At 46.8% G+C, this 26521-nt stretch carries 25 protein-coding genes; 13 read left to right on the top strand and 12 right to left on the bottom strand.

The features are described from left to right. The first annotated feature begins 385 nt into the window (after positions 1-385). The 8 genes from Q0230_RS12860 to hsdR all read left to right on the top strand — a co-directional run bounded on the left by Q0230_RS12860 (position 386) and on the right by hsdR (position 10988). A complete protein-coding gene (locus Q0230_RS12860) occupies positions 386-1546 on the top strand; it encodes an ABC transporter substrate-binding protein (RefSeq protein ID WP_298610548.1) in 1161 nt (386 codons plus the stop codon). A 72-nt stretch (positions 1547-1618) separates the two neighbouring features. After that, positions 1619-2605 (top strand): ABC transporter ATP-binding protein, encoded by a 987-nt coding sequence (locus Q0230_RS12855; RefSeq protein ID WP_298610547.1) that lies wholly within the window; start codon positions 1619-1621, stop codon positions 2603-2605. Then, entirely contained in the window at positions 2602-3540 is a 939-nt protein-coding gene (locus tag Q0230_RS12850) for an ABC transporter permease (RefSeq protein ID WP_298610546.1), read from the top strand. The genes Q0230_RS12855 and Q0230_RS12850 overlap by 4 nt, the downstream gene beginning before the upstream one ends. Then, positions 3530-4333, top strand: a complete 804-nt coding sequence (locus Q0230_RS12845; RefSeq protein WP_298610545.1) for an ABC transporter permease — start codon at positions 3530-3532, stop codon at positions 4331-4333. Before Q0230_RS12850 ends, Q0230_RS12845 begins: the two co-directional genes overlap by 11 nt. A gap of 10 nt (positions 4334-4343) precedes the next feature. Further along, positions 4344-5768, top strand: coding sequence for a gamma-aminobutyraldehyde dehydrogenase (locus Q0230_RS12840; RefSeq protein WP_298610544.1), 1425 nt, complete (start codon positions 4344-4346; stop codon positions 5766-5768). Positions 5769-5970: 202 nt separating this feature from the next. After that, positions 5971-7152 (top strand): M20 aminoacylase family protein, encoded by a 1182-nt coding sequence (locus Q0230_RS12835; RefSeq protein ID WP_298610543.1) that lies wholly within the window; start codon positions 5971-5973, stop codon positions 7150-7152. 121 nt (positions 7153-7273) lie between these two features. Further along, positions 7274-8404, top strand: a complete 1131-nt coding sequence (asd, locus tag Q0230_RS12830; protein ID WP_298610858.1) for an aspartate-semialdehyde dehydrogenase — start codon at positions 7274-7276, stop codon at positions 8402-8404. Positions 8405-8555: 151 nt separating this feature from the next. Further along, positions 8556-10988 carry an EcoAI/FtnUII family type I restriction enzme subunit R gene (hsdR, locus tag Q0230_RS12825; RefSeq protein WP_298610541.1) on the top strand — a complete coding sequence of 811 codons (2433 nt, stop codon included), beginning with the start codon at positions 8556-8558 and terminating at the stop codon, positions 10986-10988. Positions 10989-11089: 101 nt separating this feature from the next. On the opposite strand, the gene Q0230_RS12820 is transcribed toward hsdR, so the two are convergent. Further along, the gene (locus tag Q0230_RS12820; RefSeq protein WP_298610540.1) at positions 11090-11464 is read right to left on the bottom strand and encodes a type II toxin-antitoxin system VapC family toxin; all 375 of its coding nucleotides are present in this window, start codon (positions 11462-11464) and stop codon (positions 11090-11092) included. Between the two features lies 1 nt (position 11465). Further along, positions 11466-11705, bottom strand: coding sequence for an AbrB/MazE/SpoVT family DNA-binding domain-containing protein (locus tag Q0230_RS12815; RefSeq protein WP_298610539.1), 240 nt, complete (start codon positions 11703-11705; stop codon positions 11466-11468). 138 nt (positions 11706-11843) lie between these two features. Between Q0230_RS12815 and Q0230_RS12810 the strand changes: the two genes are divergently transcribed. Together Q0230_RS12810 and Q0230_RS12805 are read left to right on the top strand one after the other, a co-directional pair. Further along, positions 11844-13655 carry an N-6 DNA methylase gene (locus Q0230_RS12810; RefSeq protein WP_298610538.1) on the top strand — a complete coding sequence of 604 codons (1812 nt, stop codon included), beginning with the start codon at positions 11844-11846 and terminating at the stop codon, positions 13653-13655. Then, complete coding sequence (locus tag Q0230_RS12805) at positions 13645-15360, top strand: hypothetical protein (protein WP_298610536.1); 1716 nt, start codon at positions 13645-13647, stop codon at positions 15358-15360. Before Q0230_RS12810 ends, Q0230_RS12805 begins: the two co-directional genes overlap by 11 nt. On the opposite strand, the gene Q0230_RS12800 is transcribed toward Q0230_RS12805, so the two are convergent. Next, positions 15357-16058 carry a DUF2270 domain-containing protein gene (locus Q0230_RS12800; RefSeq protein WP_298610533.1) on the bottom strand — a complete coding sequence of 234 codons (702 nt, stop codon included), beginning with the start codon at positions 16056-16058 and terminating at the stop codon, positions 15357-15359. The two genes, Q0230_RS12805 and Q0230_RS12800, sit on opposite strands and share 4 nt — an antisense overlap. A 118-nt stretch (positions 16059-16176) precedes the next feature. Between Q0230_RS12800 and Q0230_RS12795 the strand changes: the two genes are divergently transcribed. The 3 genes from Q0230_RS12795 to Q0230_RS12785 all read left to right on the top strand — a co-directional run bounded on the left by Q0230_RS12795 (position 16177) and on the right by Q0230_RS12785 (position 18131). Further along, positions 16177-16539: a cupin domain-containing protein gene (locus Q0230_RS12795; protein WP_298610531.1), complete on the top strand. Its 363-nt coding sequence runs from the start codon at positions 16177-16179 to the stop codon at positions 16537-16539. A gap of 151 nt (positions 16540-16690) precedes the next feature. Beyond that, complete coding sequence (locus Q0230_RS12790) at positions 16691-17269, top strand: peptidase inhibitor family I36 protein (RefSeq protein ID WP_298610529.1); 579 nt, start codon at positions 16691-16693, stop codon at positions 17267-17269. 115 nt (positions 17270-17384) lie between these two features. Beyond that, positions 17385-18131, top strand: coding sequence for an SDR family oxidoreductase (locus Q0230_RS12785; RefSeq protein ID WP_298610527.1), 747 nt, complete (start codon positions 17385-17387; stop codon positions 18129-18131). Here Q0230_RS12785 and Q0230_RS12780 read toward each other — a convergent pair whose 3' ends face one another. The 9 genes from Q0230_RS12780 to Q0230_RS12740 form a co-directional block, all read right to left on the bottom strand. Beyond that, positions 18132-18644 (bottom strand): ACT domain-containing protein, encoded by a 513-nt coding sequence (locus tag Q0230_RS12780; RefSeq protein ID WP_298610525.1) that lies wholly within the window; start codon positions 18642-18644, stop codon positions 18132-18134. It lies immediately after the preceding gene. 72 nt (positions 18645-18716) lie between these two features. Beyond that, positions 18717-19142, bottom strand: a complete 426-nt coding sequence (locus tag Q0230_RS12775) for a GFA family protein (protein WP_298610523.1) — start codon at positions 19140-19142, stop codon at positions 18717-18719. 2 nt (positions 19143-19144) lie between these two features. After that, positions 19145-21148 carry a hydantoinase/oxoprolinase family protein gene (locus tag Q0230_RS12770; RefSeq protein WP_298610521.1) on the bottom strand — a complete coding sequence of 668 codons (2004 nt, stop codon included), beginning with the start codon at positions 21146-21148 and terminating at the stop codon, positions 19145-19147. Continuing rightward, on the bottom strand, positions 21145-23157 hold the full coding sequence (locus tag Q0230_RS12765) for an ASKHA domain-containing protein (RefSeq protein ID WP_298610519.1): 2013 nt from the start codon (positions 23155-23157) through the stop codon (positions 21145-21147). Before Q0230_RS12765 ends, Q0230_RS12770 begins: the two co-directional genes overlap by 4 nt. A gap of 9 nt (positions 23158-23166) precedes the next feature. Beyond that, positions 23167-24063 (bottom strand): methyltetrahydrofolate cobalamin methyltransferase, encoded by an 897-nt coding sequence (locus Q0230_RS12760; RefSeq protein WP_298610517.1) that lies wholly within the window; start codon positions 24061-24063, stop codon positions 23167-23169. After that, positions 24060-25136 carry a methylenetetrahydrofolate reductase gene (locus Q0230_RS12755; RefSeq protein WP_298610515.1) on the bottom strand — a complete coding sequence of 359 codons (1077 nt, stop codon included), beginning with the start codon at positions 25134-25136 and terminating at the stop codon, positions 24060-24062. The genes Q0230_RS12760 and Q0230_RS12755 overlap by 4 nt, the downstream gene beginning before the upstream one ends. Further along, positions 25133-25594: a methylenetetrahydrofolate reductase C-terminal domain-containing protein gene (locus Q0230_RS12750; RefSeq protein WP_298610513.1), complete on the bottom strand. Its 462-nt coding sequence runs from the start codon at positions 25592-25594 to the stop codon at positions 25133-25135. The genes Q0230_RS12755 and Q0230_RS12750 overlap by 4 nt, the downstream gene beginning before the upstream one ends. A 10-nt stretch (positions 25595-25604) precedes the next feature. Beyond that, positions 25605-25910 carry a virulence factor gene (locus Q0230_RS12745; protein ID WP_298610511.1) on the bottom strand — a complete coding sequence of 102 codons (306 nt, stop codon included), beginning with the start codon at positions 25908-25910 and terminating at the stop codon, positions 25605-25607. Positions 25911-25915: 5 nt separating this feature from the next. After that, on the bottom strand, positions 25916-26518 hold the full coding sequence (locus tag Q0230_RS12740) for a DUF1638 domain-containing protein (RefSeq protein WP_298610509.1): 603 nt from the start codon (positions 26516-26518) through the stop codon (positions 25916-25918). Positions 26519-26521 lie beyond the last annotated feature (3 nt).

Genomic DNA, 26521 nt, shown 5'->3' with positions numbered 1-26521 from the left:
TTCCGAACAAGAGACGGATGCACACCAAATAATGAGCCAACTTAAGTCAAGATCCAGTTTTAGAAGCTGAATTTAATCTCGATACCAGCCTATTGGTGGAACAGATTGAATCACACGATATTTCTGGTGCTTTGCTCGGGATTTAAGTGAGCATAGTTTGGCGTAAAGGCACACCCTTAGCTGAACATCTTCGCCCCTGTATTAATATTGAGCATTGGCAACAAAAGTTTCGGTTACGAAATTAGTGCCTCCGCACATAACCATCCAGTCATCTCTCTTTCCAATAGCTCATTTCTGCATCATAAACTGGTTATAGCTCGTTATATTTGTTCTAATCAGGCTTATACAGCAGTCAATAATCAATCTGAGCTAAGGAGGAGAGCTTATGAGTGGGATGACGAAATTGAGCCTAAGTTTAGTAATAGGTGCAGCGCTAGCGGGTTCTGTAGCACAAGCTGAGATGCTGCAAGCATTGGGCAAAGGTGAAGGCAAGCTCAATATTGTGGCTTGGCCGGGTTATATCGAGCGCGGTGAAACCGATAAAGCTTACGATTGGGTGACTAAATTCGAGGAAAAAACGGGCTGCAAAGTCAATGTTAAAACCGCGAATACCTCCGATGAAATGGTCGCATTGATGAATGAAGGTGGCTTTGATTTAGTCACAGCCTCCGGTGATGCGTCTTTGCGCTTAATTGCAGGCGAACGCGTTCAGCCGATCAATCCTAAATTAATTCCTAGTTGGTCAAGCCTCGACAAACGCTTGCAAGATGCACCTTGGCATACGGTGAATGGCGTACATTACGGCACGCCGTATATGTGGGGGCCGAATGTGTTGATGTATAACACTGAAGTATTCAAAGAAGCGCCCAAAAGCTGGAAAGTGGTGTTTGAGCCAATGGATTTTCCAGATGGCAAGCCGAATAAAGGCCGCGTGCAAGCTTATGATGGCCCGATTCATATTGCCGATGCGGCCAATTATTTGATGGCGCACAAGCCTGAGCTTGGCATTAAAAGCCCTTACGAGTTAAACGAAGATCAATACAAAGCAGCACTCGATTTGCTGCGCCAGCAACGTACTCTCGTATCGCGCTATTGGCATGATGCCATGATTCAGATTGACGATTTCAAAAATGAAGGTGTGGTGGCTTCAGGCTCATGGCCTTTCCAAGTGAATTTGCTGCAAGGTGAAAAGAAGCCGATTGCGTCGACGATTCCAGAAGAGGGTGTAACCGGCTGGGCGGATACCACCATGTTGCACGCTAAAGCTGAGAATCCAAATTGCGCCTATATGTGGATGGAGCATAGCTTGTCTTCTAATCTACAAAGCGATTTAGGCGTGTGGTTCGGTGCAAATCCAAGTGTGCCTGCAGCTTGTACCGACAAACGCGGCATGTTAGATGAAGCCACTTGCAAGAAAAACGGCATGGATGACTTTGATAAAATTAAATTCTGGGTCACACCGGCTGCGAAATGTGCTTCGCAAACCGCGTGTGTGCCTTATTATCGCTGGGTTTCTGATTATATTGCAGTGATTGGCGGTCGCTAATCCTGCACTGCGGCGAGCTTAACTGTTTAGGCTCGCTGATTTTCCTCACCTTCGATCAGGAACGCCATGACGATGCCCACTGCTGTATTATTCGAGCAAGTCTCACGTCATTTCGACCAAATAAAAGCGGTCGACAGCGTCAATTTAGCCATTCAGGAAGGCGAATTCTTTGCCATGCTAGGCCCCTCAGGTTCGGGCAAAACCACTTGTTTACGTTTAATTGCAGGATTCGAGCAGCCCAGCGCTGGACACATTGAAATCTTTGGTGAGCGGGTCGAAGGCGTACCACCTTATCGCCGCCAAGTGAATACCGTTTTCCAAGACTATGCCCTCTTCCCACATCTAAATATTCTCGACAATGTGGCGTATGGATTAATGATTCGCGGTGTGGACAAAAAAACGCGCTATCAAGCTGCCGAAGATGCTCTCGCTTTGGTGCAACTCAAGGGCTTTTCTGCGCGCAAACCCGCGCAATTATCCGGTGGGCAACGCCAGCGTGTGGCCTTAGCGCGTGCTCTGGTCAATAAACCCAAAGTGCTGTTGTTGGATGAGCCACTCGGCGCTTTAGATTTAAAACTGCGCGAACAAATGCAGGAGGAATTAAAAGCACTGCAAAAACAACTGGGTATTACCTTTGTTTTCGTCACCCACGACCAAGGCGAAGCCTTATCGATGGCAGATCGAATTGCGGTCTTTAACCAAGGCAAAATTATTCAAGTTGATACCCCGCAAGCTTTATATCGCCACCCGAACTCCCCGTTTGTAGCCAATTTTGTGGGTTCATCCAATGTGCTCGCGCCTGACTTTATGCAGCACTTAGGTTTACCCGCACAATGGGCAAGCTTACGCCCAGAAGATATTCAACTGGTGCAAACTGGCGGCTATAGCGCAACCTTACTGAGCCGCAGCTATATGGGGAGTGCGAATCGCATCCAACTAGCGATTAAAGACCAAGTGCTACATGCTTTAGTGCCACATCATCTTGCATTACCGGCTGATAACAGCCCTGTGCAAATTGCGTGGCAGCCAAATGATTTGCATGTCATGGAGTCGACATGACTACACTGGCCGCACCCGCTCCACATTCGCGTCTCGCACGCTTATCCGATTATTTATGGCAGCATCCCAAGCAAGTCTTGATCGCGATGCTGATTCTGCCCGTGCTCTGGTTAGGTGTTGTTTATTTAGGTTCGCTCGCGACTTTACTTGTCCAAAGCTTTTTCTCGATTGATGAATTTTCTGGCCTGATCAAACACGACTGGACGCTAAAAACTTATCAAGAATTATTCGTCCCTGCCAATCTCGACATTATTCTACGCACCGTAGTGATGTCCGCCTTAGTGACGCTTGCTTCCGCGATTATTGCTTTCCCGATTGCTTACTATGCCGCGCGCTATGCCAAAGGTGTGTGGAAAGCATTGTTTTATATTGGAATTATGCTACCGCTTTGGTCGAGTTATTTAGTGAAAGTCTATGCGTGGAAATTGATTTTGGCACGGGAAGGTATTTTGAATTGGATTTTCACCACCTTGCATTTAGATGGCTTATTGAATGTGTATTTAGCGCTGCCCGTAGTTGGAGGCAGTTCCTTATCCGTGAGTTATACCGGCACTTTTTTAGTCTTCGTCTATGTCTGGCTACCCTTCATGATTTTGCCCTTGCAAGCCGCTTTGGAGCGTGTGCCGACCAGTTTATTGGAAGCTTCTGCCGATTTAGGCGCGAGTGCTTGGCAAACGTTTCGCCATGTTTTATTGCCACTTGCCCTGCCCGGTTTGATTGCCGGTTCAATCTTTACCTTTTCCCTGACTTTAGGCGATTACATTATTCCGCAAATCATTGGCTCTTCACGTTTATTCATTGGTCAAGCGGTGTATATGCAGCAAGGCACAGCAGGGAATATTCCGTTGGCCGCAGCTTTTTCAGTCGTGCCGATTGTGATTATGGGCATTTATTTGTGGCTCGCGAAACGTGCGGGGGCTTTCAATGCACTCTAAAGCGCCGTGGAGCTTGAAACTCGCTGCTGGCTTAGGTTTAGCTTTCTTGCATTTGCCAATCCTATTGATCTTCGTCTATGCCTTCACCACCGAAGAAAAAAGCTATCAATGGCCGCCACCCGACTTCACATTAAAATGGTTTGGTGTGGCATGGGAACGCAGTGATGTCTGGGAAGCGTTAACACTCTCGCTGAAAGTCGCGAGTATTTCCACCCTAATCGCGTTAGTGCTCGGCACTTTATGCGCCGCTGCCGTTTCACGCACGCATTTTTTTGGCCGCGAAACCATTTCCTTATTGGTCATTTTACCGATTGCGCTCCCCGGTATCATCACCGGCATTGCGCTGCGTTCTGCTTTCAATCTGGCGGAGATTCCTTTCTCGTTTTGGACGATTGTATTAGGGCATGCGACCTTTTGTATTGTGGTGGTTTATAACAATGCGGTGGCGCGCTTCCGGTGTATTTCTGGCTCGCTGATTGAAGCCTCAATGGATTTAGGCGCGAATAGTTTTCAGACTTTTCGCTATGTGATTTTGCCCAATATTGCCACCGCTTTACTGGCGGGCGGCATGTTGGCATTTGCACTGTCATTTGATGAAGTCATTGTCACCACTTTCACCGCAGGACAACAAAGTACTTTACCGATTTGGATGCTGGAAGAATTGGTACGTCCACGCCAGCGCCCTGTCACCAACGTGGTGGCCGTGTTGGTGGTGCTAATGACGTTGCTGCCGATTATCGCGGCGTATTACTTAACTCGTGACGGCGAGCATAGCGCTGGCCAAGGTAAATAAAGGAGCAAATATGGATACTCAGATGTTAATTGGTGCGAATTTTGAAGCAGGTACTGAGGCAGAAGAAACCATTTTTAATCCCCGCACTGGCGCTAAAATTTTAGGTATCCCTGAAGCCTCGCCGGATCAAATTAATCGCGCCGTGGCTGCCGCCGAACAAGCTTATGATACTTGGTCACGCACCACGCCCGCCCAACGCTCAGCTTATTTATTAAAAATTGCCGATCGCATAGAAGCAGAAGCGGATGATTTCGCCGCCCTTGAAGCACTGAATTGCGGCAAGCCAATTAATGCGGTGCGCAATGATGAATTGCCCGCGATTATTGATTGCTATCGCTTTTTTGCCGGTGCAGTGCGCTGTATGCCCGGCACTGCAGCCGGTGAATATTTACCCGGCCATACCTCCATGATCCGGCGTGATCCGATTGGCTTGGTAGCCTCCATTGCGCCTTGGAACTATCCTTTAATGATGATGGCATGGAAGCTCGCCCCTGCTTTGGCAGGTGGCAATACGGTGGTATTTAAACCTTCCGAACAAACCCCACTCACAGCACTCAAGTTCGCCAAACTCTTAGCTGATATTTTGCCGGAAGGTGTGGTGAATGTGGTACTCGGGCGCGGTGCTAGTGTGGGTAATGCCCTGATTAATCATCCGAAAATCAATATGATTTCGATCACGGGCGATATTGGCACCGGTAAAAAAGTGATGCAGGCAGCAGCTCAGTCAGTTAAGCGCACCCACTTAGAATTAGGTGGCAAAGCACCCGTCATTGTCTTCGATGATGCTGATTTAGAAGCGGTAGTGAATGGCTTACGTACCTTTGGTTTTTATAATGCAGGCCAAGACTGCACTGCTGCGTGTCGCGTGTATGCAGGCCCAAAAATCTATGAACGCTTAGCCGCTGACCTATCTGCTGCGGTTAGCTCGATTCGCTATAACCAAGCGGATGATGGCGCGAATGAAATGGGACCACTGATCTCCACTCGCCAACGCAATCGAGTGGCCAGCTTTGTGGATCGTGCCGCAGAACTCAAGCATATCGAAGTCACAACGGGTGGCAAACTCGCAGGAGAAAATGGTTTTTATTATGAGCCAACGGTGGTGGCAGGCGCTTTACAAAGCGATGAAATTGTTCAGCGCGAAGTATTTGGCCCTGTCATTTCATTAACACGCTTCACGGATACTGACGAAGCGGTGAATTGGGCAAATGACTCCGATTATGGCCTTGCTTCCTCGGTGTGGACTAAAGATGTCAGCAAAGCAATGGCCACTGCCGCACGTTTACGCTACGGCTGTACCTGGATTAACACCCACTTCATGTTGGTGAATGAAATGCCCCACGGCGGCTTGAAGCAATCGGGTTATGGCAAGGATATGTCGCTGTATGCGTTGGAGGATTACACCACGGTTCGGCATGTGATGATTGCGCATTGAGTTTACACAAGGGATTTAGCCAGGCTTTCAGTTCGGCTAAATCCTCTAGCAATCATGCAAAATTTCCAAATACAAGCTACGAAATACTTCGCTATTCCCTAAGTTATTGTCTTGTTAAGATGCCTCTCAAGTTCTTGCCTTAAATTTACCTTCAATAGCGGCTATGCCACACTCGACATAATAAAAAATCAGGAGAAGGTAGATGTTTGAAACAGCACTGGAGTCGGGCCTTGAATGGCATAGTGAGATGCAAGCATGGCGACGTGACTTACATAAGCATCCTGAAATTGCTTATGCAGAACATCGTACTAGCCAAAAAGTGGCTGATTTGCTCAAAGCAATGGGGCTAGAGGTTCACACTGGCATTGGCGAAACGGGTGTAGTTGGTGTGCTCAAGGGAAGAAAAACAGCGGATCGGCATATTGCCCTGCGCGCAGACATGGATGCGCTCAAGCTCACTGAGCTGAATACCTTTGCGCATGCTTCCTGTCATCAGGGGCAAATGCATGGTTGTGGGCATGATGGGCATACCGCTATGTTACTAGGTGCTGCCGCAGCCTTAGCGAAAAATCCTGAGTTTGCAGGCACAGTTTATTTTATCTTCCAGCCTGCGGAAGAAGGTGAACGAGGCGCTTTGCGCATGTTGGAGGATGGCTTATTTAAGCGTTTCCCGATTCAGGAAATTTATGGTATGCACAATTGGCCAGGCTTACCTGCAGGTGAGTTTGCAGTACACTCAGGCCCCGTCATGGCGGCTATCAATGGCTTTGATATTAGGATTCAAGGCACGGGTGGGCATGGTGGCATGCCGGATAAGGTGAATGATCCAATTATTATTGCTGCCCAATTGATTAATGCAATACAGACGATTATTTCGCGCAATCTCTCGCCGATTCATAGTGGGGTGATTAGCATTACCCAGATTCAAGGCGGCAGTGGTGCGTATAATGTGATCCCTGAAACGGTCAATTTACGCGGCGCGATTCGCACCTTTTACAAAGCAGATTTAGAGCTAACTTATGCCCGCTTACGGACTTTAGTTGAACATACGGCAGCGGCTTTTAATGCTCAAGCCAGCATTGAATTTCTTGAAGGTGCGAGTGCTACGATTAATCACCCGGCTCAAGCAGAAGAATGCTATGCGGTGGTGAAAGATTTAGTCGGCATGGATAAGGCACACTGGAATCCAGAGCCGAGTATGGGCGCGGAGGATTTTGCTTACTTTTTATTAGAACGCCCTGGTGCGTATATTTGGATTGGAAACGGCGGCTTAGATAATAGTCATGCTTTGCACAGTCCATATTATGATTTTAATGATGAGATTCTACCGCTTGGTGCAGCTTATTGGGTTAAATTAGTCCAAAGCTTAAGCCCTTTATCCTAAGCACCACAAGCTTTGAATCATTATTCAAGGCATTAGAGTTAATGAAGCCCGCCAGTTAGAATGATACACTCGTTGGCGTACTGTAGGGAGACCTGCAATTTTTTGAATGACGGAGTTTGTAATGCTCAAAGTAGGTTTTGTCGGTTGGCGTGGCATGGTTGGTTCCGTGCTAATGGAACGCATGCAGGCCGAAAAAGATTTCCAAGGTTTTGAACCGGTATTTTTCACCACTTCTCAAGCAGGCCAAGCAGGCCCAGACGTGGGCATGGGCGCGAAGCCTTTGCTGAATGCGTCTGATCTTGATGCTTTAAGCCAAATGGACATTATTGTCACCTGCCAAGGTGGCGATTACACGACCGAAGTGTATGAAAAACTACGTGCCAACTGGAATGGCTACTGGATTGATGCCGCTTCTACTTTGCGCATGAAAGAAGATGCGATTATTGTCCTCGACCCTGTCAACCGTCATGTGATTGATGCTGGCTTAAAAGCTGGCGTTAAAAACTATGTGGGCGGTAACTGCACGGTGTCCTTAATGCTGATGGCTTTAGGTGGCTTATTCGAGCAAGACTTAGTCGAATGGATGTCGACGATGACCTATCAAGCCGCGAGCGGTGCAGGCGCGAAAAATATGCGCGAATTGCTCACGCAAATGGGCGAATTAAATGGTGAAGTACAAGACTTATTAGCCGATCCGCATTCGGCGATTTTAGAGATTGACCGCAAAGTCACGGCTAAATTAAATGATGGCAGTTTATCCACTGAAAACTTTGGCGCACCGCTAGCGGGAAGTTTAATTCCGTGGATTGATAAAGCCTGGGAAAATGGCCAAACCAAAGAAGAATGGAAAGGCATCGCTGAAACCAACAAAATTCTTGGTAAATCCGGCACGGATATTATTCCCGTTGATGGTCAATGCGTGCGAATTGGCGCAATGCGCTGCCACTCTCAAGGCGTGACTTTAAAACTGAAAAAAGATTTACCCTTAGCTGAAATCGAAGCCATCATTGCTAATCATAATGAATGGGTTAAATTAATTCCGAATGATAAGGCGGCAACTTTAGCCGGTTTAACACCTGTGCAAGCTTCTGGGAGTTTAACGATTCCAGTCGGGCGGGTGCGGAAAATGAATATTGGCCCTGAATATGTGACTGCCTTTACGGTCGGTGATCAATTACTTTGGGGTGCGGCGGAGCCAGTACGGCGGATGCTGAAAATCACTTTAGATTATTTGAAAACGACTCAGCATTAATTGCCTGGTTCAGTTTGCTAAACGAAAGGCGTAAACTTGACTCTTACGCCCTTTCTTTTTCTAAACTATACCATTTACCCTACTCTACAATATTGTTTACGTATCCATTTTTGTTTACTGTGTTGAACATTCAATCATCAGTTGACCTCCTGTGAACAAACGCCAGCTCAGCGAACGCGATATTTGTACTAAATTCATTACACCTGCTTTACTGCAAGCAGGGTGGCAGCAAAATCAGTTTTTTGAAGAAGTGTTTACCGATGGGCGTGTGATTGTACGCGGCCAATTAGCCAGTCGCATTAAGGACTCTAATGTAGAAGGCGGGCCACGGCGCGCAGATTATGTGCTCTACGCAAAACCTAATTTGCCGATTGCGGTGATTGAGGCGAAACAAAATAAATATCCGCTGGGGCATGGCATGCAACAAGCCTTGACCTATGCGGAAATGTTGGATCTGCCGTTTGCGTTTAGCTCGAATGGCGATGGTTTTTTATTTCAAGATCGCAGTGGTTTAAGCCAGCCTTATGTGCAGAATCTCACATTAGAACAATTTCCCAGCTTAGAGCATTTGTGGGACTTGTATCAGCAATGGAAAGGGATTAAGTCAGAACAGGCTGCTAAATTAGTTAATCAGCCCTATCACATTGCCGCGCAAGGCAAAGCGCCGCGTTATTATCAACGCATTGCGATTAATCGCACTATTGAGGCGATTGCTAAAGGGCAAAACCGTATTCTATTGGTAATGGCAACTGGTACAGGAAAGACTTATACCGCCTTCCAAATTATTTGGCGGCTTTGGAAATCTAAAGCGAAAAAACGTATCTTATTTTTGGCGGATCGTAATATTTTAGTCGATCAAACCAAGCAACAAGATTTCGCGCCATTTGGCGATTTCATGCATAAGATCGAAAATCGTGAAGCCAAGAAAAACTTCGATATTTATTTATCGCTTTATCAAGCGGTGACGGGAAAAGAAGAAGATAAACAAATCTATAAACAATTTCCGCGTGATTTCTTTGATTTAGTCGTGGTGGATGAATGTCATCGCGGAAGTGCTGCTGATGATTCATCGTGGCGCGAGATTTTGGAATATTTTAGTGCTGCCACGCAAATCGGCCTTACTGCCACGCCTAAAGAGATAAAGCCTGTCGAAGATGCGGATGGCAAGCGTATTATTAAAGACCCTGAATATAATTTCAAATACTTTGGCGAGCCGATTTATACCTATTCTTTGAAACAAGGTATTGAAGACGGCTTCTTAGCGCCCTATAAAGTGATTCGGATTGCCACCGATGTGGATGCCTTGGGCTATACGCCGGAACAGGGCAAAACCGATAAACATGGTAAGCTGATTGAACAGCGCCAATACAATAGTATCGATTTTGATAGAACTTTGATCTTAACGAAACGTACTGAATTTGTAGCCAAGCGCGTCTGGGAATACCTGAGCAAAACTGACCCAATGGCTAAAACCATAGTGTTTTGTGATGACCAAAATCATGCCGAGCGTATGCGTCAAGAGCTAGTCAAACTCATTCCCGAAGCGGCGCACAATCGGCGCTATGTAATGCGTATTACCGGCGATGACAAGGAAGGCAAGGCTGAACTATTTAACTTTATTGATAACGACAATCCCTACCCCGTGATTGCGACGACTTCAAAACTAATGACCACGGGTGTGGATGCCAAAACCTGCAAGCTCATCGTACTAGATCAAACGATTAACTCCATGACGGAATTTAAACAGATTGTTGGGCGTGGCACGCGACTACGTGAGGATTATCACAAACTGTTTTTCACGATTATGGATTTCAAAGGGGCTACACGCTTATTCGCGGATCAGGAATTTGACGGCGAGCCTGCCACTATCTATGAACCGAAACCGGATGATTCCGTCGTGCCACCAGATACACCCGACTCCTCTAAACCGAGCGGTATTCAAGAAGAACCACAGCCTTATGGTGGCGGCATAGGTATACCCAAACCGCCCCCAACACCTCGAGAACGTTATTATGTCGATGATGTGGAGGTGAAACCTGCCACTGAATTGACTCAGTATCTGGATGCCAATGGCAAATTGATTGCCACGGAATATCGCGTATTTTTACGCCAACAGCTACAAGCCGAGTTACACGCTAGCTTTGGCTCCTTGAATGAATTTCTGCAAAAGTGGAATGCCACTGAACGCAAGCAAGCGATTGTCGATGAAGTCAAAGCACGTGGCATTGAAATCGAATATTTATACGAGGCGGTGGCGAACAGCTCGGATTTAGATGTATTTGATTTATTAGCGCATATTGCTTTTGACCAAAAACCCCTAACCCGCCACGAACGCGCCAATCATGTGAAAAAGCGTGATTATTTTGGCAAATACGGCGCGGAAGCTAAACAAGTTTTGGAAGCTTTATTGGATAAATATGCTAGCAATGGCGTATTGACGATTGAAAATCCGAATGTGCTAGAAATGCCGCCCTTTGATCAACTCGGCTCTAAAACACAAATCCGACGCAAGATTTTTGGCAGCCCTGAAAATTATCAACAGGCGATTAAGGAATTGGAGGCGCTACTGTATGAGGCGAGTTAGCGCTGAGCTAACTGTCTCAAAGCAGTTCTATACTTTTTCATAATTTTCTTAGCGATGCTTATTTGCCTTTTCAGTTCTTTCATAGGAACGCTCACGCTCTACTAACGAATGACTTCAATCTTGATGGGCAGGCTTAGCTTTTCCCATACTTTATCTGCTGTCATCACAGTCTGCTTCTTTTGTATGCCCAAGGCTATGCAAGCGCGGTCACCCAAGGATAAGCCATACGGTTTAGTTAGCGCCCAAAGTCCAGCACATATTTCTGCTTGTTGCACGGAAAAAGGCACAATTTTTAGTCCTGTCGCCTCCAGTTCTGGGCGAATATCGCTTGCGTTTGGATCAAACACACTGAGCTTTTGGATAACCTCAGCCCAATTCACGGAACTGATCAAGGCTTTAGGCAAGACAGCTTGTACTTGTGCTGCACCTGTTTCATTTTGCAAAAGTGCCAATAAGGCAGAGGCATCTAAAACCATATTAATCTTTTTTAGCCTCTTGGCGACGTTCTTCGATGAGTTCTTTCGCTAAGCTCACAGGAATCTTGCTAAAGCGCTTTTGTAAACGTTGAACGATATCGGCTGATTTTTCCATAATGATTAACTCATCTTGGACTCGTAATAATAAACGTTGCCCTTCTTGTAAGTTCAGGGCTTTGCGCAACGCGGTAGGAATTACAATGCGCCCGTTTTGTCCTAGTGAAACACTATATTCTTGCATGATGCCATGCTCCTTTGTGGTACTCTCTAAATATTACCACAGGTATTAAGTGGTAAAAATAAAATATGGTAATAAGATTAGATAGAAAACTTAACTTGGTTTAAAATACCCACCCCATTTTCCGATAAGGCTATGCCCATGAATCTCTCCTCCACCATTAAAACCATTCAAGACATTATGCGTAAAGACGCGGGGGTGGATGGGGATGCGCAGCGGATTGGGCAGTTGGCGTGGATGTTGTTTTTGAAGGTGTTGGATCAGCGTGAGCAGGAATGGGAAGACGATGATGCGTCTTATGAGTCACCCTTGCCGGAGCCTTGTCGCTGGCGCAATTGGGCGGAATATAAGAAAGATGCAGAGGGTAAATCTGCGCCGCAATTATCTGCCGAAGACACCTTGAAGCATATCAATGAGGTGTTATTTCCCACGCTGAAAGAACTGGATGCTAGCAGCGACCCCTTGAGCGCGGTGATTCAAGGGGTATTTGAAGACTCCAATAACTATATGAAATCCGGCACTTTGTTGTTGGATGTGATTGGTAAGTTGGAGGAGGCGATTGATTTTAATGACCTGAAAAATCGCCAACAATTGGGCGATATTTACGAGCAAATCCTGAATGATTTACGCAGCGCGGGCAATGCTGGCGAGTTTTATACGCCGCGTGCTCTGACGCATTTTATGGTGCAGATGGTTAATCCACGTTTGGATAAACGCGAAACCGTGCTTGATCCGGCTTGTGGTACAGGTGGCTTTTTGACTGCGACGATTGATCATTTCCGTGCGCAAATTAACACGCAATCCAGCATTAAAGATCAGCAAGCGATTGAAGCCAGCGTGTTTGGTTTTGAGAAAAAACAGTTGCCGCATTTGCTCTGCACCACCAATTTTTTACTGCATGGCATTGAAGTGCCGAGCCAGATTTTGCACACCAATACCCTTGCGAAAGGGTGGTCGGAATGGTCGGCAGCAGATAAGCATGATTGCATTATTACCAATCCACCGTTTGGTGGCACGGAAGAAGACGGCGTGGGCACAAGCTATCCCGGTGCTACGCGCACCCGCGAAACCGCTGATATGTTTTTGGTGTTAATCGTCGACAAGCTCTTGAAGCAAGGTGGGCGCGGCGCGATTGTATTACCGGATGGAACGTTATTTGGGGAAGGCGTAAAAGCCAAAGTCAAAGAAAAATTACTTAATGAATGCAATCTACACACCATCGTGCGCTTACCGAATGGCGTGTTTAACCCCTACACCGGCATTAAATCCAATCTGCTATTTTTCACCAAAGGGCAACCCACCGACACCATTTGGTATTACGAGCATCCATATCCAGCGGGCTATAAAAGCTACTCCAAAACTAAACCGATTCGTTTAGAGGAGTTTGAGGCGGAGAAGGCGTGGTGGGGTAATGAAGCGACCGGTTTTGCCGAGCGGGTGGAAAATGAGTTTGCGTGGAAGGTCGATTTTAAGGCGAAAAAACAAGACGCTTTGAATCGGGCGCAACCGCTTTGGCAAAGTGCTGAGCAATGTGGCAATCAAGCCTATGCTTTGGAAAATCAATTGAAAGCGGCGCGCGATACGTTGAAAACAGTCGAAGCGGCTAAGCGTGTTGAGTTGGAGCAACAGATTGAAGCCTTACGCACTCAGGCGGAGGCATTGCGTTTGCAGGAGCGGGATGAGAAAGCAGCAGCAGATCGGATTTATTATGCAATTTTCAATTTGGATTTGAAAAACCCGAATGCGCCGGAAGCGGAAAGCCATGATCCTGAGGTGTTGTTGGAGAAGTATCAAAGCTTAGAGTTTCAAATTGCGGAACATATAACCCTTTTGAAGCTGGAATTAGCGCAGGCACTCATGCCTCATGCTTATCAAGAAGGTGTATTTTTGAGTGACACTGAGGAAGACTTTTTGCGTGAAACAACAGGCTTTGAGGTGTCTCATGAGTCCTGATAAATTTCTGATACATTTTTACAAAATTGCGGATGCACCCAATGGCGTTCAGCGGTTGCGGGAGATGATTTTGCAACTGGCGGTGCAAGGGAAATTAGTGGCGCAAGATGAGGCGGATGAGCCTGCCTCGGTGTTGTTGGAGAAGATTCAGGCAGAAAAAGAGCGTTTGATTCAGGAGGGAAAGATTAAACGCCAAAAACCGTTGCCTGCGATTACGGAGGAGGAAAAGCCGTTTGCATTGCCTAAGGGGTGGGAGTGGGTGCGCTTAAATGATATTGGCTTCGATTGGGGGCAAGTTACACCACAAAGCACATTTACCTATATAGATGTTGCGTCAATCAATAATCAAAAAGGATTTATTCAATCACCATCTGTTGTTGAGGCAGAAAATGCTCCATCACGTGCTAGAAAAGTTATTAAGAAAAATACTGTTATATACTCAACTATTCGTCCTTATCTTTTAAATGTTTGCGTGGTTGAAAAAGACTACACACCGCAAGCAATAGCCAGCACAGCATTTGCAATTATTCACCCTTTCAAAGGTATATTAAGTTCATACATTAAAGCCTATTTGAGAAGCCCTGCATTTATAAAGTATGTCGAAGCTATACAGGTAGGTGTGGCTTATCCAGCTATTAATGATAAGCAATTTTTCAGTGGCTTATTTCCTATTGCACCTGAAAAAGAACAAATACGCATCCTCGCCAAAGTCGACTCCCTCCTCTCTCTCTGCGATCAACTCGAAGCCCTACAATCCCAACGCACTCAACTCAATCACAGCACGCGCCAAGCCGTTCTCGATCAACTCAGCAATGCGCAAAGCCCACTGGATTTACACAAGGCTTGGCAACGTTTGCAAACCCATTTACCACGCTTATTCACTGAGCCTCAGCATATTAAAGGCTTACGCGATGCGATTTTGCAATTAGCCGTGCAAGGTCGGCTCGTGCCACAAGATGAAAATGACGAACCTGCTTCGGTGTTATTAGCCAAGATTCAAGCCGAAAAAGAACGCTTAATTCAAGCAGGCAAAATTAAACGCCAAAAACCATTACCTGCGATTACGGAGGAGGAAAAGCCGTTTGAATTGCCTAAGGGGTGGGAGTGGGTACGATTTGATGATTTAGCTTTACATTCAGAAGCAGGTTGGAGTCCAACTTGTGAAACACAACCGCGTGATAGAAATAAATGGGGTATTTTAAAAGTTAGTGCTGTCACTTGGGGCAAATTCAAACCTGAAGAAAATAAGGAGCTGCCTGCCAATCTAGAACCACGACCAGAATATGAAGTTAAAGCAGGTGATTTTCTTATTTCAAGAGCAAATACTGCTGAATTGGTTGCAAGAGCTGTAATTGTGCCAAAAGATGCACCAGAACGTTTAATGCTGAGCGATAAAATTATTCGGTTTGTATTTGCTAGTGACGTTAATAAGCATTTTATTAATCTGGTAAATAACAGTGGCTTTGCACGTACTTACTATGCTGCTGTAGCAGGTGGAACAAGTAGTTCAATGAAAAATGTATCGCGTGAGCAAATCAGAAAATTAGCTTTTGCATTGCCGCCTGAAAAAGAAATACTGAGTATTTTAAAGAAATATTCAGCACTAAATAATCTCTGCGACCAACTCGAATCCAAACTAACCCAAGCCCGCCAAACCCAAGAGCAATTCGCCCTTACAGCTACCGCTATGAGTAAACCATGCTAGCCCATCGCCACCTTACTACTACGCCGTTTACGATCTGCTACATCTTTGCGCCAAGTCACATAAGCAAAGATCATCCACGAGCCATGAAATAAAATACCGCAGGCAATAACTACTTCACCTGGAATGGGTCCAACTACAGCGCGCGCATATAAATCATGCAAACTCTGCAACGGGCTAGGATGAATCGCTAATTTCCCGTAATAAGCAATCGCTTGTACGCTCAAGACCCAAGCATAATTGCGGCGTAAACGTCTGCCAATGGCACGTGGCAAGCTAATATGATGATGAGGTTTACAATAATCATCGGCGAGAATGTGATTCCACTTATTTAAATGCGCCCCCTCACCGCGCAACATCGGAACATAAAACTCGCGCTCCATATGCCGTGCACGCGCCCGCCACACATTGAAATAACGATAGCGATGCGCTTCAAATAGCAGAAACACACAAATGAGAAAGCCCACCAGAATTAAGGGCAGCGGCGAGGCATCTTTGCCTGCAAAAGTAATCGAGAAAGCTAAGCCAGTGGTCACTACCGCCCAGTTGGTGGTGTTATCTAAACGAGTTCGCCAGACCGTCGAGCGATAAACTTCACCCCGATATAAATGCGCTAGAGCACCTATTTCCGCAGCAGTAAATTCACGAGTGGAAATAGCAGGCGCGACAGTTTGTGCGCTTTCAGCTTGTTTTTCGTCCATTTAACGGTTTTTTTCGTTGTTAATCTGGTAGCTTTCCTCCAAGCTCACAATGACATAAAACCTTCTTCACAGCCAACAACAATCCTTAGAACTTCAGTATTCATTAGGAGTTATTTTTATGCAGCCTTTAATCATCTCTGCCAATCCGCACAATGAATATTATTTCCACGAAGGTTGTCATATTCTCGAACTGAGCAATAGTCCCGCTGATAGTGAAATTTCTATTGCACGGGCGCGAGTCGAAGCGGGGCAAACGACCCAATGGCATTGGTTATTACACACCACCGAACGCTATGTGATTTTAGCGGGTAGTGGTGTGGTAGAAATTGGGGCTTTAGAACCGCAAGCTGTACAAACGGGTGATGTGGTGCTGATTCCCCCTCACTGTCGACAACGCATTCGCAATACAGGGGACACTGATTTGATTTTTTTGGCTATTTGCTCGCCACGTTTTCGAGCGGAAAACTACTGCTCCAATTGAAACTGACATTTACCCTAGCTTCGCGCTAAGTCATTCATTTATTTACAGCCTATCCCTTATTTAAGGGATCATGTACTTGTTCAAAAACATCTATACTCAAACCATAATAATTCCAAAATCCACCAACTAGTTCTATCAATGCGAGGTAGATATGAGTAAGCATCCACTGTTCTGCTTATTAGTTGCTAATGCCCTAACGCTTAGTGTTGCTCAAGCCAATTGCGAAGTATTTGAGCATATTAATTATGAAGGGGGGCGCTTTTCAGTGCTTCCTGGGCAAAATATCCCTAGTGTTGGCCCAGCTTGGAATGATCGAATTTCGTCGGTTAAGACCTCCAATAGCTGCCGCCTTATAGCTTTTGAACACGATAATTATGAAGGTGATCAGCGTGTTTTCACGGGCAACACCAGTAGCGTCGGCAACCTATGGAATGATCAAATTTCCTCCTTACAATGCCAATGCCCTACTCCACCCCAGCCTGCCTGTTTAATGTATGAACATATTAACTTTACAGGTGCCGTATTACCGGTTCGTGGTAACTTGAATTCAGTCGGCCCTACCTGGAATGATCGAGTCTCTTCTGTGCGTGTACCCAATAACTGCCAACTCACTGTCTACCAACATATTGATTATGACGGAGATAGCCGAACTTTTGGACCAGGTGCAGTCGCCTCCGTGGGTAATTTGTGGAATGACCAAATTTCATCGGCTGTTTGTAGCTGCAGATAAATACTAAAATATCCAAGCTACCATCAGCATCAAGGCGAGGTTTTGATGCTGGTGTCTATTTCACTTTCTGACTCTAGCCTGCTTTAATAAGCTTTTCACTCAACGAGCTTTGCTTATGAGTAAGGTCATCCTCATCACTGGCGGTAGTCGTGGCATTGGTGCTGCTACGGTAAGGCTTGCGGTGCAACAAGCTTATGCAGTCTGCTTTTCCTATCACAGTCAACAACACACTGCTGAGGCTTTAGTTCAAGAGCTGCGAAAGCAAGGGGGAGAACTTCTAGCTATTCAAGCTGATCTCAGCCAAGAAGACGATATTCTCAAACTGTTTGCTGCTTGTGACCAAACTTTTGGGCGCTTAGATGCTTTAGTGAATAACGCTGGCATTCTGGAGCAACAAATGCCGGTGCAAGCCATGGAGGCAGCACGTCTACAACGCATTTTAAGTACGAATGTAATCGGTAGCTTCCTTTGCGCCCGCGAAGCTATCAAACGTATGTCGACTGAACTAGGTGGACGAGGTGGTGCTATAGTCAATCTCTCATCGGTTGCAGCGCGTTTAGGTGCACCTTTTGAATATGTCGACTACGCAGCTTCTAAAGGCGCTATTGATAGTTTCACTGTGGGTTTAGCCAAAGAAGTTGCACAGGTTGGCATCCGTGTAAATGCAGTACGCCCCGGCATTATTCATACTGAAATTCACGCCAGTGGCGGCGAACCGAATCGGGTCGAACGCGTGAAGGCATCCATTCCAATGCAACGCGGTGGTTATCCAGAGGAAGTAGCCAGGGCAATTCTCTGGCTAGTTTCCGAGCAAGCTTCTTATACCAGTGGTGCTATTTTAGAGGTCGCTGGTGGACGCTAATTAAGCGAAATTCAAATCCACCATCAATTGATCGCTTAATTCTTCCAGTTTAGTTTGCACCTGCTCTGCACTGACGCCTGCAGGCAAACTCAAGCTTAAAGCTGCAAAAAATAGCGTGCCACCCGACATCGGAGCAGGGCGCTGTTCACTAAATAGCTCTTCAATATTGACCTTGAGACTAGCTAATTGCGTGGTGATATCGCGAATAATACCAGGGCGATCTAAACCCAAGACCTCTACTTTCAGAATTTCATTGGTAGCAGGTACTGCATTGGTTTCTGCAATTAAGACTTTTAAACCATTATCCTGCAGCACATCTAAAGCTGCTTTCAGATTGGCCACACGCTCACGTGGCAAAGCTACTTGGAGTAAGCCTGCAAACTGTCCACCTAAATGCACCATACGGCTTTCAGTCCAATTGCCTTGTTGCTGATTCAGTAGTTCGGATAAGGACTTCACTAAGCCCGGATGATCAGGGCCTAAAACTGTAAGAATTAATGTGGTGTGCATCATTACCTCCTCGCAATAGGGCTTTATTATGAAGATAGCAAACTATCACTACAACCTTAGCTAAGGCTAATGATATTAAACTGGCAACTGCACCGAATGATTGCCATCCGCTAAAACCGGCACATTGTGATCAATTGAATAATAATCGCCCGCCTCAGCTGCAAAAATATGCGCAGCGATTTGCAGTCCTTGCGCTTGATCTAAAGAACCGGCAGCAATTGAAATGCGTTCACCCTGTTCATCTTCAAAAAATAAGCTAGAACCACAGGCTTGACAAAAACCTTGGCGCAAACCCGCTTGATAGCTATACCATTTCAAGCCATCCGCTTTCAGGAGTTGAAAATAAGCCTTACGTGTAGCGGTTGCTGCCACGAAATGCCCACTAAAGCGCCGACATTGCTCACAATGACAGGCAATCACCGGACGCAAAGACCCATTGACTTGATAGCGCACTGCTCCACAAACACAGCCGCCAGTGATGACAGGTTTAGTCTCACTCATAGTTAGGCTCCTATAGGGCGGGCTAAACACTCCGCCGTTAAACTAGCAGAAATTAAACCCACATCCCCTGTTAAACCCGGTACATCTAAACGTTCTATTTGTACTTCAGTCGCTAAAACCTCACCCGCCATCTGTTGAGCTTTGGTTTCTGCTAATTCCCGCACCAAACGATCCGCCTCTGCTAAGGCTGGTGAAGCCTCAGTGAAAATTAAAGGCTCACCCGTATGATGTAAGGTAAAACCACCTTGCTCACGCATCGCCACCGTAACCACTGCCTGCACACGAATCAAACCGATGGCAGCACCAATAGCATTAGCGACTTCACTGCCCGCAGGAATAACTGTGTCCACGCCTAAGCGCCTACCAACTTCACGATAAAATACGGGGGCTGGCCCACCGACCGCAACTAAAGGAATGGATGGCTGCAAACTGACTTGCAAATGATTTAATAGATTTTGACCGCGTGCCACTAAGCTCACTACAGGATCGTTCGCGGCAAAACTACAGCCTGCTAAAGATTCGAGGAGCACATGTACACTTTTTGCCACCATCACTTCAAAGATTTCTTGGGCAAAGGCTTGGCATTCCGCCGCACGATTCGCTTCATTATAAGAAACCTTGCCATAAGAACGCCCAATCATCAGGCAAGTTAACTCAGCAACCTCTTTCGACCATTGGGCTTGTAAACCCAATACATGCGCTGCATCACTTGGTGTAAAACCGGCTAATTGAACTAAACCACGCTCTACAAAACGCAAGACCCGCCGCCGATCACTCACTGAGCTAACGACTTGTGTCCAAGGCTTAGGCTCTTCACCAATCGCGGCTAATAAACTTTTTTCAGCGGCGGTTAAATCTGTAGGATCATTCGCGGGATCAAAACCCTCAGGGCGTAATAAGAATAAAGTGGCAATCCCTAAGCCCATACCTTGGGATAAGGAATTCTGTAAAGCCTTTTGCACACTCGGCCAGCGCGCGCCAATTAAAGCAACGGGTACCACCCGATTCGCTTGTAGCGAGACTTTGCCTTGCGGGTCAACGGCGACTTCACTATCCCCACCCAAACCAATGGTGCGCATATCTATCGCTTTCACCATCGTGCGATGAATCCCCACCATTGCGCCTTTTTCATTTAAGGCTGGCCAGCCATTGCACACAATGGCTACATCGGTCGTTGTACCGCCAATATCGGAGATAATAAAATCTTTTAAACCGGAGATGAAATTCGCACCAATCACACTCGCAGCAGGCCCTGAAAGTATCGTTTCAATCGGCTTTTCCATCACTGCTTGCGCACTGGCCAATGAACCATCACCTTTGACCACCATTAAAGGCGCGTGAATGCCCTGAGCCTGCATCGCGGTTTGCACGGCATTAATTAGCGCGACAATCATCGCAATAATACGTGCATTAAAAGCGGCAGTGAGCGCGCGCCTGGGGCCATTTAAAGCTTCGGATAAATCACAAGAAGCGGTAACGGGGCAGCCGGTTTTTTCTTGGATTAAAGCTTGAACGCGGCGCTCATGGTTGGGATTACGGACTGAATACACACCTGCCACTGCATAAGCATCGACCGTACCGGCGATAGTTTCTAATTCAGCGAATAAAGCAGCTTCATCTAAAGCAGCCAGCTCGCTACCGTCGTATTTATGCCCACCAGCAATCCGTACTACTTTAGCCGCTGGCAAAGCAGCTTTCAGCTCAGTACGTTCTAGCATGGTGTCATCGAAACCCAGCAGAATCACCGCAATCGCTGAACCTTTACCTTCCACTAGAGCATTGGTGGCTAAAGTGGTGGATAGAGACACTAAACCAATTTGCTGCGGATCAACTTGACCTCGACTGGCATCGAGGACTCGCTGCAAAGATTCGAGTACCCCAATGGATAAATCACCACGTGTCGTCAGTGCTTTCGCCGAAGCCAAAACTTTGCGCTGCTGAGTATCAACGACTACCGCATCGGTATAAGTACCGCCGGTATCAATTCCGATATTAAAAGCACTCATTTACGCCGACGCCGCCGTTGAGTTGAATCATCCGCAACGACTAAATCCCTCTCAGCAGGCTTTTCGACCACCGAAAATAAATGTGGGAAAGGATCAGTCTTATGCGGGAAAGCCATTGCACCTACAAAATACTCTTGGAATTTAGCTTCGACCGCAGTTTCTATTTTGGTAATTTGCCGTACTACGGTTTCTACAACCTGACGCGCATCTTGATTGAGCAAAGCAATCCGCGCCCCTGTCCCCGCTGCATTACCGGCTGAAGAAACCTTATCCAGAGGGCAATCGGGAATGAGACCAAGCACCATCGCGTGTTTGACATCAATATGATTACCGAAAGCACCGGCCAAACGAATACGTTCGACTTGCTGCACTTGCATCTTATCCATCAATAAGCGCACGCCTGCATACAGGGCAGCTTTGGCAAGTTGAATCTGGCGTACATCATTTTGTGTGACTGAAATCGACCGTCCTGCCCCATCGTTATACAGCACATACGACCAAGTACGGCCATTCGGGATAATTAACTTAGGATGTTGCTCAGCCAAACCGCCATCAATCACCCCATCGGTACTAATCACTCCGGCAAGATACATTTCGGCGATGACTTCAATAATGCCAGAGCCGCAAATCCCATTCACCCCAATCGCGGCTACTGATTCAGCAAAACCGGCTTGATCCGACCAAAGCTCAGAACCAATTACACGAAAACGTGCTTGTTTGGTGAGCGGATCAATCCGCACCCGCTCAATCGCCCCCGGTGCAGCGCGCTGACCACTGCTAATCTGCGCACCCTCGAAAGCTGGCCCCGTAGGGCTAGAACAAGCAAACAATTGATCACGATTACCGAGCACAATTTCAGCATTCGTACCCACATCGACTAATAAAGTGACTTCTTCCTGCAATTGCGGCTCTTCAGCTAGCACCACACCTGCCGCATCTGCGCCCACATGCCCAGCAATACAAGGTAATACGTAAACCATGCCGGCTGGATGAATTTGCAAGCCTATTTCAAGTGCTTTGATATTCACTGCTTCATCGGTCGCGAGGGCGAAAGGGGCACCACCTAATTCCACCGGATTAATTCCCAAGAAAATATGATGCATGATCGGATTGCCAACGAGCACCATTTCAAGGATTTCATTGCGCTGAATGGCTTGGTTTTGGCAGAGTTCACCAATAATTGTATTTAAGCCATCTCGAATCGCTTGGGTAAGTGCTTCAGCCCCTTCTGGGTGCATCATTACATAAGAAACGCGACTCATTAGGTCTTCGCCGAAGCGAATTTGTGGATTCATCAAACTACTAGAACCTAACACCGCCCCAGTCCGCAGATCACACAAATGAGCGGCAACGGTGGTTGAACCCACATCAACCGCAATCCCATAAACGGTTTCACGTAAACCCGGCCACACTGCCAAGATACGCTGATTTTGATAAACCGCAGCCGTTACCGCCCATTTACCTTGGCGTAAAGCGACTTGTAAATCGGCTAATAAGCTAAAGTCGTAAGTCAAACCCGCAAGCTGCCACTCAAACTCCAAAGCCTCCAGCAAGCGCTGTAAATCGCCTTTAGGATCATGCATATCCGCTTCGGTAACTTCCACATAATGCAAAGTCACACTGGGATTTAGGACAATATCGCGCTGCTCAGCCGCTTTGCGCACAATCTGTTTATGCACTTGGCTATCGGGTGGCACATCAATCACCACATCGCCTTGCAAATAGGTGTGGCAACTTAACCGCCGCCCCGCGGCCATCGGTTTGCGCTCTTGGTTATAGCGCATTTCAGTAAGCGTGAAATCATTCAAATGTTCAAGGCTAGAATGGATTCCATGCTTGGGAAAACTGCCTTCAGCACACAGAATCTGACAACGCCCACAGAGACCACGCCCACCGCAGATGGAGTCAATATCGACACCAAGCTTTTGTGCAGCCTGTAATAAAGGGGTGCCAATGGGAAATTCCCCACGTCGACCCGAGGGGAGGAAAACAACTTTAGCAGTACTCATAGTGCTCCTTTAAGCACGACGACGACGGCGATTCTCACGTGCGCCACCCTCACCTTCTGGTGCTGGCTCACGGTATTTACGAATCCAGTTCGCACAGTTGGGATCATGCCCCATCATAACATCCGCGCCTAAGACAGCGGTCATCACTTCGGCATGCAGCGGGTTGGTAATCGCTGAGGTCATCCCAGCACCAATCGCCATCGTTAAAAACGCGCTATTGATACCATTGCGATTCGGTAAACCGAAGCTCACATTGGAAGCACCGCAAGTAGTATTGACCTTTAGCTCTTCACGTAAGCGGCGCACTAAAGCCATGACTTGACGCCCCGAATCATTGATCGCACCAATCGGCATGACTAAGGGGTCAACAACGATACGATCCCGCGAAATCCCATGATCCGCAGCCCGCTCGACAATCTTTTTCGCGACGTTGTAGCGCACATTAATATCTTGGGAAATACCGGTTTCATCATTCGAAATCGCTACGACTGAAGCACCGTATTTAGCCACTAAAGGCAATACGCGCTCTAAGCTTTCATCTTCACCCGTGACCGAGTTGACCAAAGCACGGCCTTGATAAACCGACAAACCAGCTTCCAAGGCCGCAATAATGGAAGAGTCAATACAGAGCGGCACATCAGTAATCGATTGCACCAGTTGAATCACTTCCGCCAGAATGCGCGGTTCATCCGCTAGAGGAATACCTGCGTTCACATCCAACATTTGCGCGCCCGCCTCGACTTGCGCTAAGGCATCCGCTTGTACACGGCTGTAGTCGCCATTTTTCATTTCTTCTGCAAGAATTTTGCGCCCAGTCGGGTTAATACGTTCCCCAATAATTACAAAAGGCTCATCAAAACCGATGCGCACTTCTTTGCTGGGTGAACTGATAATCGTGACTGTCATACGGATGCTTCCTCTGTGGTAATCGGTGAATTGGCGGATTCATTAGTTTCATACATACCCGGATGCCAAGGGGTACGCCCCTCTAAAGCACCAGAGCGCTCAACAATCTCAGCGACATTGTGCTCTTGGCGATAAGCCATAATATGCACACCATGTACGCCTTCGATTTCACGCGCTTGATTAATCATATCAATACAAATATTGAGACCTTCTTGCTTCTGATTTTGCGCACCCTTCAAGCGATTAATAATGCTATCGGGGATATGCACACCGGCAACATTACTGCGAATCCATTCAGCAGTTTTAGCCGACGCCAAAGGACCAACACCAAGCAGGATAAAGACTTGTTCATGCAAACCTAAATCACGCACTTTCTGCATATAGGTTTTGAACATCTCCATATCAAAGCAATATTGGGTTTGTACAAATTGCGCACCCGCTGCAATCTTTTTCGCTAAGCGCAAAGGACGATAATCAAAAGGTGGGGCGAACGGATTAGCTGCGCCGCCTAAAAAGACTTTGGGTGGATAAGTGAGTTTACGGCCACTTAAAAAGCGGCTTTCATCACGCATGGTGCGGATAGTATTGAGTGCGGTCATGCTATCGAGGTCGAAGACCGGCTTAGCTTCAGGATGATCCCCTGCTTGCACCCCATCACCGCTTAGACAAAGGATATTACACACCCCCATTGCCGCCGCACCCAAGACATCGCCTTGAATCGCGATTCGATTGCGGTCACGGCAGGAAATCTGCATGACCATCGCATAACCTTTGCGAGTAAGAAGTGAACACATGCCGACACTCGACATATGACAATGTGCGCCAGAACCATCAGTCGCATTCATTGCATCGACATAGCCATCAAAGAGTTTAGCGCGCGCATAGACCTCTTCAGGATCAGCGGAATCAGGCGGAGCAATTTCAGTGGTCACGGCAAAATGCCCGGCGCGTAAGACCCGTTCTAAACGGCCGGGCGAGACGTGACCTGGTAAAATTGGTAAATTTTCCCCGGGCGTTGGCTCATCTGCATACGAGAAAGTGGGCAACTGACTTCTTTTTAGAATTGCACTCATGAACGCAGCTCCCGAACTTTCTGCTCAGCCGCCCGCAACCAAGCCGATTTACCTTTCAAACGCCAATCGAGCATCGGTTGAACGATTTGAATCGCACGCTCTTCGGGCTTTAGATTTTGTGTACCTTCCCAAGCAACCACCCAAACGCAATCCATCTCGGGTTTAACTTCACATTTGCCATTCGCACGCACCCCACCACATGGGCCATTGCGAATGGTTTTTGGGCAATTCATGGGGCAAGACATGCCTGTGGAACCTAGAGTACATTGACCGCACGATTGCGAATCAAACAGAAAGCTTTTGGTAGGTTTTTCAATGAACATCAACGGCTTTTCAATGTTCTGAATGCCAATTTTTTCGAATTGGGGATAAAGCTTTGCCAGTAGATTTTCAAGCTGGTGATATAAAGCTTTTAAGGTACTTGAATGGCGCGCGGACCAACGACGCATAGCATACATAGCAATCTCCTCAAGCAGCGACAAGGCCACCATTGCGTATGACTTGTTCTAAAACTTCATCAGGGAATTGCGCTTCTAATAAAGCCGCTTCTTGATGAGCCGCTGCATCTAAATCAGCACCGACTTCAACCTCACTGCTAACCCGATGCCATTCAGCTACATAATCATCCGTACCTGCTTTGCCGGCACGAATCGCTGCTTTATCAATCGCCTCTTGAAATTTTTCACTCAAAAGTGCCTTTCCTTTCAAGCGACCTTTTTTCAAAATGACTTGAGAAGGAATATCTCGCCAGTACACGATCACACGCTCTGCCATCGTTATCACCTTTGCGCAATCCGCGCTAATTCTGTGGCTAGTTCACCATAGCCGGTTGGAACCAGCTTAAATTCTAAGTGCAAAAACTCGGCTGCTGCTTGCGCTTTAGCGAGCAGATCAGGATTCGAGGTTTGAGCCAAATACACAAGACGCTTGTAGTGATTGAAATAAAGTGGCAATAGCTCGGGGTGCTTGTCGAGCTGCATACCCTTAATCACTAAGCGCTCAAAATGTCTGGCGAGAAAATCAGTTAAATAAAAACTACCTAACTCAGCCTCTGCTAATTCAGCAAACGGCTGTTGGCCGGCAAACGTAGCGTAACAATGTGCACCGGGTAGGCGTTCAATGTTCTCTTCTGCCAAAACCTTATCCAACAAACCACCTGTGCCACAATCTGCATAGGCTACAAAGATTTGCGAATATTTTGGTCGATAGCGTTGAATATCCGCCCTGATGCGCTCAGGAATGCGTTCAGGGCGATTATGTAAATCAGCTTCAAGGCACTTTATTTTGAGATGCTCCCAGCCATTGATTAGCTTAAGCTGTTGAATCTCTCGGGCTAAGGCACCACAAGCCAGCACTAAGACTGGCTCTACTTGAGCTGACATAGC

It is taken from the genome of uncultured Thiothrix sp., assembly GCF_937876535.1.
Taxonomy (GTDB): domain Bacteria; phylum Pseudomonadota; class Gammaproteobacteria; order Thiotrichales; family Thiotrichaceae; genus Thiolinea.
Note: the sequence above shows the minus strand (reverse complement) of the source record. Positions and strands in the feature narration are given on the sequence as shown.